Source organism: Acidovorax sp. HMWF029, from assembly GCF_003060895.1.
Taxonomy (GTDB): domain Bacteria; phylum Pseudomonadota; class Gammaproteobacteria; order Burkholderiales; family Burkholderiaceae_C; genus Acidovorax.
Genome location: NZ_QAIH01000200.1, coordinates 2534 through 14178 on the forward strand (window position 1 = coordinate 2534; position 11645 = coordinate 14178).

The 11645-nt window shown below is 64.2% G+C and carries 9 protein-coding genes; 5 read left to right on the forward strand and 4 right to left on the reverse strand.

All coding sequences use genetic code 11. The features are described 5' to 3' along the window. Positions 1–327: 327 nt before the first annotated feature. Positions 328–804 (reverse strand): bacterioferritin, encoded by a 477-nt coding sequence (gene bfr, locus DBR12_RS13990; protein ID WP_108617817.1) that lies wholly within the window; start codon positions 802–804, stop codon positions 328–330. Between the two features lie 273 nt (positions 805–1077). Here bfr and DBR12_RS13995 point away from each other — a divergent pair, with 273 nt between their 5' ends. Beyond that, positions 1078–2175 (forward strand): hypothetical protein, encoded by a 1098-nt coding sequence (locus tag DBR12_RS13995; protein WP_146185542.1) that lies wholly within the window; start codon positions 1078–1080, stop codon positions 2173–2175. A gap of 27 nt (positions 2176–2202) precedes the next feature. Here DBR12_RS13995 and DBR12_RS22890 read toward each other — a convergent pair whose 3' ends face one another. Further along, positions 2203–2358 carry a hypothetical protein gene (locus tag DBR12_RS22890; RefSeq protein ID WP_158275002.1) on the reverse strand — a complete coding sequence of 52 codons (156 nt, stop codon included), beginning with the start codon at positions 2356–2358 and terminating at the stop codon, positions 2203–2205. A 212-nt stretch (positions 2359–2570) separates the two neighbouring features. Here DBR12_RS22890 and ahpC point away from each other — a divergent pair, with 212 nt between their 5' ends. Further along, a complete protein-coding gene (gene ahpC / locus DBR12_RS14000; RefSeq protein ID WP_063462036.1) occupies positions 2571–3146 on the forward strand; it encodes an alkyl hydroperoxide reductase subunit C in 576 nt (191 codons plus the stop codon). A gap of 200 nt (positions 3147–3346) precedes the next feature. Continuing rightward, complete coding sequence (gene ahpF, locus DBR12_RS14005) at positions 3347–4924, forward strand: alkyl hydroperoxide reductase subunit F (RefSeq protein WP_108617819.1); 1578 nt, start codon at positions 3347–3349, stop codon at positions 4922–4924. Between the two features lie 113 nt (positions 4925–5037). Here ahpF and DBR12_RS14010 read toward each other — a convergent pair whose 3' ends face one another. Further along, positions 5038–6477 carry an alpha/beta hydrolase-fold protein gene (locus DBR12_RS14010; protein WP_108617820.1) on the reverse strand — a complete coding sequence of 480 codons (1440 nt, stop codon included), beginning with the start codon at positions 6475–6477 and terminating at the stop codon, positions 5038–5040. Next, the gene (locus tag DBR12_RS14015; protein WP_108617821.1) at positions 6464–8521 is read right to left on the reverse strand and encodes a TonB-dependent receptor domain-containing protein; all 2058 of its coding nucleotides are present in this window, start codon (positions 8519–8521) and stop codon (positions 6464–6466) included. Before DBR12_RS14015 ends, DBR12_RS14010 begins: the two co-directional genes overlap by 14 nt. 79 nt (positions 8522–8600) lie before the next feature. Between DBR12_RS14015 and DBR12_RS14020 the strand changes: the two genes are divergently transcribed. Both DBR12_RS14020 and DBR12_RS14025 read left to right on the forward strand, forming a co-directional pair. After that, the gene (locus DBR12_RS14020) at positions 8601–9626 is read left to right on the forward strand and encodes an AraC family transcriptional regulator (RefSeq protein WP_108617822.1); all 1026 of its coding nucleotides are present in this window, start codon (positions 8601–8603) and stop codon (positions 9624–9626) included. Positions 9627–9949: 323 nt separating this feature from the next. Beyond that, a partial coding sequence (locus DBR12_RS14025; protein ID WP_233244510.1) for a TonB-dependent siderophore receptor occupies positions 9950–11645 on the forward strand: 1696 nt, incomplete at its 3' end.

Sequence of the window (11645 nt, forward strand, 5' to 3'; positions counted from 1 at the left end):
GCAAAAAACGCACAAACGCTGGCTGCAGCTGGCGGCGGGGCCGGGGCTGACTGGCTTGCTGGCGGGCGCGGGAATCAGGTGGTCACAGAACCCGGCCGCGGGTCGTAGGCATGCATTCTACTTTTGTTGAGAAGCATTCGCATTTGTGGATGCGGGAATTTTCTGCCTTTGATGTGCACTTGCAACAACCCGTGACGACTGGGGGCGTGGTGGCCTCGGGGTGGGTATGCGTGAGGGTTGTGCGCGGGCACAAAAAAACGGGCCTTGGCCCGTTTTTTTGATTTCTTCTTTGCTTTTTTCGTGGAGCGCTCTGGAAATCTTTGAGGATCAGTCCGCGTCGCCCATCTGCGACTGCAGGTAATTCTGCAGGCCGACCTTGTCGATCAGGTCAATCTGGGTTTCGAGGAAGTCGATGTGCTCTTCGGTGTCGTCCAGGATCTTTTGCAGCAGGTCGCGCGAAACATAGTCGCGCACGGATTCGCAGTGGGCAATGCCTTCCTTGATGGTGGCCTGCGCGCCTTGTTCGGAGCGCAGATCACAGGCCAGGATCTCGGGCACATCCTCGCCCACTTGCAGCTTGGCCAGGTCCTGCAGGTTGGGCAGGCCGTCCAGCGTGAAGATGCGGTCCATGAGCCAGTCGGCGTGCTTCATCTCGCCGATGGATTCCGAATACTCTTTCTTGGCCAGCTTGTCGAAGCCCCAGTGCTTGAGCATGCGGTAGTGGAGGAAGTACTGGTTGATGGCTGTGAGTTCGTTCTTGAGCTGCGCCTGCAGATGGCCGATGACTTGTGCGTCGCCTTTCATGGGGACTCCTTGTTGTGTTGTGTAGTGCTGATGCCGCCCCGATTGTCGTGACCCCCGTCAACCCGTGCAACGCAATCCCATGTTTTCGCGCACTGGCTGCGTTTGATGTTGAGTTGTGTTCGCGTTCAGGCAGACTCATGGTGTCCACCTGTATGCCCGCACCCAATGGCCAAAAAATGGTTGTCGCGGCGGGGTAAACGTGGCCCATTTGCAAGCTGCAACGTCATTCAACGTATGCGGCGCTGAGCGCGCGGCGCAACTTCAGAGCACACCATGGCACAGCCAATCCCCTTCCTCCATTTACCTCCAGTTGGCGTGACCCGCATGTGGGTGCGCGGCGCAAGCCTGTTATTGGCCTTGGCCGCAGTGGCTTTTCAATCCAATTCCGCGGAGATTCATCCCCATGAACTCGCAACGCTGCAGCAGCAAGTTCAGCGTACGGGTTGGGTTAGGGTCTTGGTGACTTTGGATCGCAACGCCTGGCGCACTCGGTCGGAAGAACAGACATTGCGGCTGCAGGCCCTGGCCGACCGGCTGTATGCGGAACTAGGCGATTCCGCTTTTCCCACGGGCCGCACGAACCGCGGATTTGGGTGGATTGGGTTTTTCACCGACTCAGCGGGCATCGCCATGCTTTCTCGCACCGCGTTGGCCGAGAAGTTTTCCATGGATTCGACGACCAGAAGCTGGGGGCGTGAACGGGCGGGGGATGGTAGCTTTGAGGCTATCGACGATGCGCTCATTGCCTCACCCACCGTGGAGGTGGATTTGGTGCTGGCCACTGACGAGCCGCCGTATACCCTGCTACCCGATGGCAGCACCCGCTTTGATGGCCCCTCGGAAGTGAACGAAGTGCTGGACCGCCTGCTTGCCGAGCCGTTTGCGCAGCACATCCAGGGCATCGATCGAAGCCAAAACCCCCAACTCGCGCCCGTGGTGCAGGCCAAAATTGATCGGGTGGCGTTTTTTGGATTGGTGGAAAGCGTGCATGTGCGGGCGGTGCGGCCGCGTGGCTTTGTGCGCCAGCCGTCGGCCATCTGGCATGAGGACGCTTTGCGGGTCGCGGCGCGTGAAGGTCGTGCGGAAATCCATATCCTCTTGCGAGGTGGCGTGACTTACACGCACTTGCCTCGCCAAAGTCCCAAGGCACGCATTTACCAGATGGATGCCAACACGCGCGCGCTAGGCGAGATTCTCAAAGCCGCCGGTGTGGGGGCGTTGCCCGTGCTATCAGAGGTCGATGCCCACATGGGGCTGGTGCACCTTGTCATCACCAGGCCCCAGCTTGAAAAGTTGTTTGCCCAACGGGACCCACGCATCCTGAGCGTGGATGTAACCAAGGCGATGGCTGGGCTGTCCAGCAATAACTAACCCGTGTGGTCTGGCCCGAACGCGTGGCTATCCCACAGTGTTGACGCCAGCGGCTCTATGCGCATCGGCACCCGCACAACCGCGCCGCTCCAGTACGAGCGGGAGCAGGGCAGTCGTCGCCACGCCCGTACGCAGTGGCATCAGCAGGTGCAGGTGCAGGTGCAGGTGCAGGTGCAGGTGCACGGTCGAGAATCTGTTTTATTTGAGTATTTGATGTCCACAGAGGGAAGCACTGATGCACTTGCCTACTGCTTACTGCCTCCGCTGCGGTGCGGAAGCGTCCATTTATAGTTCATGACAATTGATTTAATTAAATCAATTGATTGGATTCATGGTCTCAAAGGGCCTAGACTTCAGCCCTGTTCAGTTAACCAACCAACCTAAAGGAAACAGCAATGTCCCTGATCAACACTCCCGTTCAGCCTTTCAAGACAACCGCTTTCGTCAACCGCAATGGCAAGGGTGAATTCATCGATCTGACCGAAGCCGACCTGAAGGGCAAGTGGTCCGTGCTGATCTTCATGCCTGCCGCCTTCACCTTCAACTGCCCCACCGAAATCGAAGACGCTGCTGAGCACTACGCAGAATTCCAGAAGGCCGGTACCGAGGTCTACATCGTCACGACCGACACGCATTTCTCGCACAAGGTCTGGCACGAAACCAGCCCCGCCGTGGGCAAGGCCAAGTTCCCTCTGGTTGGCGACCCAACGCACCAGCTGACCAATGCTTTTGGCGTGCACATCCCTGAAGAAGGTCTTGCACTGCGCGGCACGTTCGTGATCAACCCCGACGGCATCATCAAGACGGCCGAAATCCACTCCAACGAAATCGCCCGCGACGTGAAGGAAACCGTGCGGAAGCTCAAGGCTGCCCAGTACACCGCCGCCAACCCCGGCCAAGTGTGCCCCGCCAAGTGGAACGAAGGCGCCAAGACCCTGGCCCCCTCGCTGGACCTGGTCGGCAAGATCTAAGCTGCCACCGATTCGGCAGAGCCCCTTGCGTGGGGCTCCCCAGCCGGACAGCGTCATGGTGCCTGTGCGCCATGCCGTCCGGCTTTTTTACGCCTGTACTTCGCCGTATTCCGCCTTTTCTCAGGCTCCGTTGCGGCTTCAGGGTTGCCAAAAGCGGCCCCAGCCCCCAACCTATAAATCGAAATTCAAAGGACACCACCATGCTCGACGAACAACTCAAGACCCAGCTTTCCGCCTACCTGGAGCGCGTGCAGCAGCCGTTTGAGCTGGTGGCATCCCTGGACGACAGCGAGACTGCGCGCGACATGCGCGAGCTGCTGACGACCATTCAATCGCTGCGCAGCGACAAGATCACGCTGCGCACAGACGGCAACGACGCGCGCAAGCCCTCGTTCAGCCTGCAGCGCGTGGGTGCCGCCAACAGCCTGCGCTTTGCGGGCCTGCCCCTGGGCCATGAATTCACCTCGCTGGTGCTGGCCCTTTTGTGGACGGGCGGCCACCCGCCCAAGGTCGAGCCTGAGGTGATCGAGCAGATCGCTGCGCTCGAAGGGGACTTCAACTTCGAGGTCTACATGAGCCTGACCTGCCACAACTGCCCGGATGTGGTGCAGGCGCTGTCGCTCATGGCCATCGTCAACCCCCAGGTCAAGACCACCGTGATCGAAGGCGGCGCCTTCCAGCAGGAAGTGACCGAGCGCGAAATCATGGCTGTGCCCATGGTGTTCCTCAACGGCAAGGTCTTTGGCTCGGGCCGCATGTCGGTCGAAGAAATCGTGGCCAAGCTCGACACCGGCGCCGCTGCCCGTGACGCGGCCAAGCTCAGCGCCAAGGCGCCGTATGACGTGCTCATCGTGGGCGGTGGCCCCGCTGGCGCTGCAGCGGCTGTGTACGCTGCCCGCAAGGGCATCCGCACCGGCGTGGCCGCCGAACGTTTTGGCGGCCAGGTCAACGACACGCTGGCGATTGAAAACTACATCTCGGTGCTTGAAACCGACGGCCCCAAGTTCGCTGCCGCGCTCGAAGCCCACACCCGTGCCTACGACGTGGACATCATGAACCTGCAGCGCGCCGACAAGCTTGTGCCCGCTGCGCAGCCCGGTGACCTGATTGAGGTGCAACTGGCCAACGGCGGCTCGCTCAAGGCCAAGACGGTGATCCTGTCCACTGGCGCCCGCTGGCGCAATGTGAACGTGCCCGGCGAAGCCGAGTACAAGAACAAGGGCGTGGCCTACTGCCCGCACTGCGACGGCCCGCTGTTCAAGGGTAAGCGCACTGCGGTGATCGGCGGCGGCAACTCGGGCGTCGAGGCCGCCATCGACCTGGCTGGCATCGTGGCCCACGTCACGCTTATCGAGTTCGCCGACCAGCTCAAGGCCGATGCCGTGCTGGTCAACAAGCTCAAGAGCCTGCCCAACGTGACCATCCACACCAATGCGCAGACGACAGAGATCACCGGCGCCGACGGCAAGGTTAACGGCCTCAAGTACAAGGACCGCGTCACCAACGTGGAGCACCTGGTGCCGCTCGAAGGCGTGTTCGTGCAAATCGGTCTGGTGCCCAACACCGAATGGCTCAAGGGCACGGTGGAGTTGTCGCGCTTCGGTGAAATCATTGTCGATGCGCACGGCCGCACCAACCTGCCCGGCGTGTTTGCGGCGGGCGACTGCACTACGGTGCCGTTCAAGCAGATCGTGATCGCAGCGGGCGAAGGATCGAAGGCCGCGCTGAGCGCGTTCGATCACCTGATCCGCATGCCGGTGGTGGCTGGGGCCGCGTGATTTGAAAGAAAAAAGGCCGCTTCCGCGCTATGGTAAAGCGCTGATAGCTATTAATTTGATAGCTTTATTGCGCTGAAGCTGTTCTCAATACAAAGGGGCCATGGGCCCCTTTGTCATTTCTGGGCCTCGGCGTGTTCTCCCAGCAACACCACCAGGCCCTGCGCCAGTTCGCCGCTCCAGGCGTAGTAGTCGTGCCCGCCTGCAAACTCCTGGTAGTGCACCGGGTAGCCCTTGGCCTGCAGCACTGTGCGCAGGTGGCGGCTGGTTTCGAGGATGCCGCCGCCGTCGCCCGTGAGTGCATGCTCCATCAACCCCGCCGTCATGAAGAAACGCAGCGGTAGGCGGTCACGCTTGGCAAATTCGCGGGTGAGCCATTCGCCCTCGCCAAAACGGTTGAAGTCCGGTTGGTGCGGCACGTTGCCCGGCCCCCACCAGAACGAGCCCGATAGCGCCAGCACGTTGCCAAAGGTCTGTGGGTGGCGGAACCCCGCCCAGGCCGAGGCCAGGCCACCGTAGCTTGATCCGGCCACCACCACATCGCGCGCATGCGGCGAGAGTTGCGGATGCCGTATGCGCAGCCAGGGCATGAGTTCCAGGGCCAGAAAGTCGGCAAATGCGGGGTTGGCGGGCAGTTCGCTGGCGCGCAGTGCGCGCGTGGGGTTGCTGACAAACACGGCAGCCACTGGCGGAATGCGGCGCTGGGCGATGAGCGCATCCAGCAAAGCGGGCATGTCCACACGGTCCAGGTAGGCCTCGCGGTCGAACAACACCAGCAGGGGCAGGGCAGCGCTGGAGCTGCGGTTGGCCGAGGAAGGCAAGTAGATGCTGATGTCCCGCTCGTTGGCGAGCAGCCTGCTGGCAAGCCGGGTGTGCTCCAGTGTGCCGCGCGGGGTTGCGGGCGAAGCACTGGCTGCCAACCAGGGCTCCTGAAGTGCGCCGGGAAGGCGCAGCACCGAGCGAGCCGCAGTGCGGTCGGTCGACACGGCCAGGTGTGTGGGCGGTGGGGGCCACAGGGGGGTTGTGTTGAGCGGGTCGGGCTGGGCCACAGCATCTTCGGCCTGAGCGCGTGCCATGCGGTCGGCGCCTGGCGGGATGGTGGCGTCGGGCACGATCTGGTATGCAGCGCGCAGGCCCGCTGGCAGCCGCAGCGTAAGGAACCACACATCGCTGTGCGCCAGCCGGGCCAGTACAAAGCCGTTTTCTGCGCGCATGGCCCATGACACCTTCACGCTGCGCGTGGTGGGTGTGCCGCGCCAGAGGAAGGTGACAAGTGCCTCTTGCGCGTTGGCGCCTGGTTCTACCAGCGGGCTGCCGCTGGTTGTCACTTCACGCCAAAAGTTTTCGGTGTTGCCGCCCGCGGCCAGTGCGGCGCGCAAGCGCTCCATGCGCGGGCTTTCCAGCACGGGCCCGGGAGTGGCTGACGGGGCCGCCACGGTGGCGGGGGCCGGAGCGGTGCTTTGCGCCTGGGCGGCCACCGGGCCTAGGGTGGCCAGGGCCACCATCAGCAGAAGCCACCGGGCTGCGGGTTGTGGGGTGGGGTCAGAACTTCGCATGCAATGCAAGGTAGTAGCGGCGGCCGTCTTCGTTGAAGTCGGCCGAGGTGGTGCGGTCGAAGGTCTTGTTGGTCAGGTTCAGGATGCCGCCACGCAGCGTCAGGGCCTCGGTGACGCGCCAGCCCATGGTGAGGTCGGCGATCGCGTAGCCCGCCTTCTTCACCTTGTTCTGGCCACTCGAAGGCACACTGATGAACTGCGCGCTGTGGTAGCGCAGGGCGCCGCTCACGGTGAGTGTGGATGTGGCGCTCCAGTCGGCGCCCAGATTGGCCACGTGGCGCGGGCGGTAGGTCAGCGGCAGTGCGATGGCGCCGCTGGTGTTTTTGGCATCGGTGTAGGTGTAGTTGGCGCGCAGGTTCCACGCAGCCGAGGGGCGGGCGGCCCAGCTGGCCTCCAGCCCGCGTGAGCGCACGCTGGCGATGTTCTGGTAGCGGAAGATCGGGCGGCCGTCCGGCAGGTAGCCTACGAAGTTGTCGTAGCTGGGTGCGAGCGCCCGGTCGGCCGTGCGGTTGGTGATGTCGATCATGTTCTTCAGGTCGGTGTTGAAGAACATCAGCCCGCCGCTGTGGATGCCCCGGGCGAACTGCAGGCCCAGCTCCTGGCTGGTGCCCGTTTCGGGCTTGATGGCGTTGCTGCCCACGATGTAGCAGCCCACCGTGGCGCTGCCACATGACACCGACCCCCAGTTCGGGCTGCCCTGCAGCAGCGTGGGTGCGCGGAAGGCGCGGGACACACCGCCCTTCAGGGTGACGGCATCGTTCAGGTGGTACACCGCATAGGCGCGTGGGCTGTTGTGGCCGCCGAAGTTCTCGTGGTGGTCGAAGCGGTTGCCCAGCGTGATGGCAAGCTTGTCGGTGATGCGGATCTCGTCCTCAATGAACAGCGCCCACTGGCCGATGGAGGTCTCGGGGCTGGCATTGAAGTCGGCGGTGCCCGGCAGGCCGCGCAGGTTGGCTGGATCGCGCAGTTTTTCGTGGCGAATGTCGAAGCCCGCCGTGATGAACTGGTTGCCCCAGCGCACGGGGATGTTGACCTTGCCGCCCAGGCTGGTGGTGCTGGCTTTGTTCGGGTTGACCTGGCCCGTGACCATGCCGGTGAGGTTGCGGATCTCGTCGGCCGCGAAGGTCAGCTCGCTGTTGCCAAAGCCCCATTGGCCCTTATGGCGCAGCGACACGGCATCGCGCTCCATCAGAAAACCCGCGTGGTCGCGCCGGCTCGTGTCCACGTCTGCGGTGATGCTCTGGCGGGCATCAGGCGTGAAGGCCAGCTGCGCCCCGAACAGGCGGTTGCGGATGTGCTGCAGCCCGGCTTGACGCGTGCCGTTGGCGGCGGGCGAGTTGATGTTGCCATCGGCATCGCGTTGGTCGTACGCGCCGGTGAGCTTGACGCCCAGCGTGTCTGCCACCACTGGGCCGGCAAGCGAGAAGCCCGCCAGGCGGCTGTCGCCCGCGTCCTTGTCCTGCTGCACTACAGTCTCGATGCGGGCAGAGCCGCGCCATTTTTTGCCGATGGGGCGCGTGATGATGTTGACCACGCCGCCAATGGCGTCCGAGCCGTAGAGCGAGGACATGGGGCCGCGCACGATCTCGATGCGCTCGATTTCGTCGGTGGGTACCCAGCCGGTGTCGTAGTCGTTGCCGCGAAACATGGCGCTGGTGGCGTTCACGCGTTTGCCGTCGATCAGCATCAGCGTGTAGGCAGACCCCAGGCCGCGCAGTTGTACGCCGGGCACCTGGTTGCCACTGCGGCTCAGCGTCACGCCCTCCACCGTGCCCAGCAGTTCTGCCAGTTCCTGCACGGGGCGCATTTGCAGGTCTTCGCGGGTGATGACCGAAATGCTGGCGGGCGCTTCGCGCAGCTCCTGCGCATTGCCCGAGGCGGTGACCACCACGGTGGACAGGGCGGCGGGCTCGTTGGCCGGGCCGCTCTGGGCCTGTACATGCCCCTGAGCCGCTGCCAGGGCCAGGCACAGGACGCTCAAGCGCCAGGAGGGGAGAGCGACGGCTGCGCGCCGGGGGGCGCGCGAGGAGACATGGGCACACATGGAACGGATCCCTTGATGGTATTTAAATGAGAATGAAACTTGTTTAACATTGGGAGTGTCACATGTTGAGGGCCTTTTCATGTTTGCGAACTCCCCGGAATCCTTTGCGCTGCACCCAGATGGCGCCCCAGCCGGTGCCGAGTTGGGCCTGAGTGACCTGACGCGCAACCTGCACCTGCTGGGAGCGGACTACCGCGTGGTGGTGGCGGCGCGCAGCCCGGCGGCTGGGGCGCCCGTGTTGCGCGGCAGCGTGGACACCCAGGAGTTGCGCCCGGGACTCGTGCTGTACCGCACGCTGGTCCAGGACTTGTGCACCATGCGCACCTCCAACCTGCTGCACCCGGGGCTCAAGCTGTGCATGCTGCTCAACGGTCGCACCGAACTGGCCTATGGCAGCCGGCACCTCGAATTGGGTCCGGGGGCCGCACAGGGCGAGGCGGTGCTTGTCAGTCTGGCCGAGCCCGACCGTTTTGTGCGGGAGTGGCGGCGGGGCCGCAGCGAGCGCAAGGTCACCCTCACGCTGCGGCCGGAATGGCTGGCGGCCGCAGGCATCCACGACGCGGCGGTGCAGCGCTTTTGCCGCCAGCACCTCGCGGTGGCGCCCTGGCGCCCCTCGGCCCGAGCCCTTGCGCTGGCCGATCAGCTCACTAGCCCGCCGCCGCTTGCGCCGGGCCTGCAGCGCCTGTGGTTGGAGAGCCGGTGCCTGGACATCGTGGTGGAAGCGCTGGGCAGCGTGGCGCCGCAGCCCTTGGTTTCTCCGGTTGCGACCCAGGGCCTGGATGCGCGCAACCACCGGCGCCTGCGCGCGTTGCGGGATTTTCTGGATAGTGGCGCTGCCGATGGCCTCACGCTCTCTGCGATTGGTCGCCAGGTGGGCATGAGTGCCGCGCATCTACAGCGCCACTTTCCGCAGGTGGCGGGCACCTCGGTGATTGACTATCTGCGCCAGCGCCGGCTGCTGCGCGCACGGGATGCGCTGGAGCGGGGCGAGGTCGATGTGGCCGCCGCCGCCCACCTGGCGGGCTACACCAGCGCCGCCAACTTCGCTACCGCGTTCCGGCGCCGCTTTGGCATCACGCCGCGCCAGGCGCGGCAGCGGGTGTGAAAACCTGTTGGGCGTTTGCCATGCCCAGGCGCTGCAGAACAATCTCGATAAATAGCATTGATAACCATTCTCATGTAAAATAGACGCTCTTTTGCCAGCGCACGCAGCGGATGCCCCAGCGGTGTCGGTGTTTGCAGAGCCAGCTTCCTGTCATTGGATATCGACCAGAGAAGAAGGGCTCCTCCGTGGCGCACACACCATCCGCACTCCATTCCCGCCGTTTTCCCCTCCGCCCCGTTGCTTGGCTGGTGGCCTGCGCCTTGGGCGCCGCATGGAACGCCCATGCGCAGGGCACTCCTCAGCCGTTCGGAGAGTCCCAGCTCATGGCCGCTGGCCCGGCGCTCAAGGAAGTTGTCATCAGCGGCTCGCGCAGCGAGCAGGATCGCGACGAGTTGCCCATGAGCATCGACGTGATCAACGCGCAGGCCATCGAAGAAGGCCAGGTGCGCGACATCCGCGATGTGGCGCGCGAGCTGCCCAATGTGTCGGTGACCCGTTCGCCCGCCCGCTTCACGCTGGCCAGTGGCTCCACCGGCCGTGAGCAGAATGCGGGCTTCAACATCCGGGGGCTGGATGGCAACCGCGTGCTGATGATGGTGGACGGCATTCGTTTGCCTCGCAGCTATGTCTTCAGCGCCAACGCCTTTGGGCGAGACTACCTGGACATCGGGCTGCTGCAGCGCATCGAGGTCGTGCGCGGCGCCACGTCGGCGCTGTATGGCTCTGACGGCATGGCAGGCCTGGTCAACTTCATCACCGCCGAGCCCTCGGCCTTTCTCGAAGGCGACAAGCGCATTGGCGGCCGGGTCAGCCTGGGTTATGACGGCGACGAGCATGGCAAGCGCGTGGGCGCCACGGTGGCGGGCAAGGCGGGCGACACGGTGCAGTGGCTGCTGGGCGGCAACGTCACCCGCGCCAGTGAGCTCGACAACATGGGCACCAACAATGCGGCCAACGCCGACCGCACCCGCCCCAACCCGCAAAAGGACCAGAGCGGTGCGCTGCTGGGCAAGGTGATCCTGACGCCGGGCGGCGGCCAGCGCCATGTGTTCACGCTGGAGCATGTGGACAAGACCTCCGACTACGAACTGCTCAGCGCGCGCTCCAAGCCGCCGCTGGCCGCCACATCGGTGCTCGGCTCCACATCGTTCACCGACATGCAGCGCAGCCGGGCCACGTGGGAAGGCTCGTGGCGTGTGAACACCGCGTTTGCCGACGATGTGAAGGCCACGCTGAGCTACCAGGACGCCCATTCGCGCGAGTACATCACCGAAGACCGCAACACCGCCGCCGACCGGGTGCGCGACGTAACCTATGACGAGCGCACCTGGCAGGCCAACCTGCAGGGCAGCAAGGTGCTGCGCAATGGCGGCCCATGGGTGCAGAAGATCACCTACGGGCTGGACTACGCCTCTGCCCAGGTCGAAAACCTGCAGACGGGCGTGACGCCACCTGCGGGCGAAACCTTCCCGCTCAAGCGCTTTCCGGACACCACCGAGACCAGCACCGCCCTGTATGTGCAGGACGAGTTCGTGAACGGCCCGTGGAGCATCACGCCCGGCGTGCGCTTTGACACCTTCCGCATCAAGGCCGACCAGGCGGGCTTTGGCGCGCAGGCCGTGTCGCTGTCGGGCAATGCGACCTCACCCAAGCTCGGCGTGCTGTACCGCGCCAGCGAGCAGTGGAGCGTGTTCGGCAACTACGCGGCGGGCTTTCGGGCGCCCAATGCGGGGCAGGTCAATGCCTTCTTCGAGAACACGGTGGGCAACTACAAGACCGTGCCCAACGCCAACCTCAAGCCCGAGAAAAGCCAGAACTTCGAGCTGGGCGTGCGCGGACGCATGGAGCGCTTGTCCATCGAAGCCGCAGTGTTTACCGGCCGCTACAAGGACTTCATCGAAGACCTGCGCCAGGTCAGCGGCACGGGAGCACCGGGCAACCCGCTGGTGTTCCAGTCGGTCAACATCGGCCGCGTCAAGCTCAATGGCTTTGAGGTCAAGGGCGACATGCGCTGGGGCC

Coding starts and splice junctions, on each gene's coding strand:
- bfr (WP_108617817.1), bottom strand. CDS start 804: ATGAAAGGCGACGCACAAGTCATCGGCCATCTGCAGGCGCAGCTCAAG.
- DBR12_RS13995 (WP_146185542.1), top strand. CDS start 1,078: ATGGCACAGCCAATCCCCTTCCTCCATTTACCTCCAGTTGGCGTGACC.
- ahpC (WP_063462036.1), top strand. CDS start 2,571: ATGTCCCTGATCAACACTCCCGTTCAGCCTTTCAAGACAACCGCTTTC.
- ahpF (WP_108617819.1), top strand. CDS start 3,347: ATGCTCGACGAACAACTCAAGACCCAGCTTTCCGCCTACCTGGAGCGC.
- DBR12_RS14010 (WP_108617820.1), bottom strand. CDS start 6,477: ATGCGAAGTTCTGACCCCACCCCACAACCCGCAGCCCGGTGGCTTCTG.
- DBR12_RS14015 (WP_108617821.1), bottom strand. CDS start 8,521: ATGTGTGCCCATGTCTCCTCGCGCGCCCCCCGGCGCGCAGCCGTCGCT.
- DBR12_RS14020 (WP_108617822.1), top strand. CDS start 8,601: ATGTTTGCGAACTCCCCGGAATCCTTTGCGCTGCACCCAGATGGCGCC.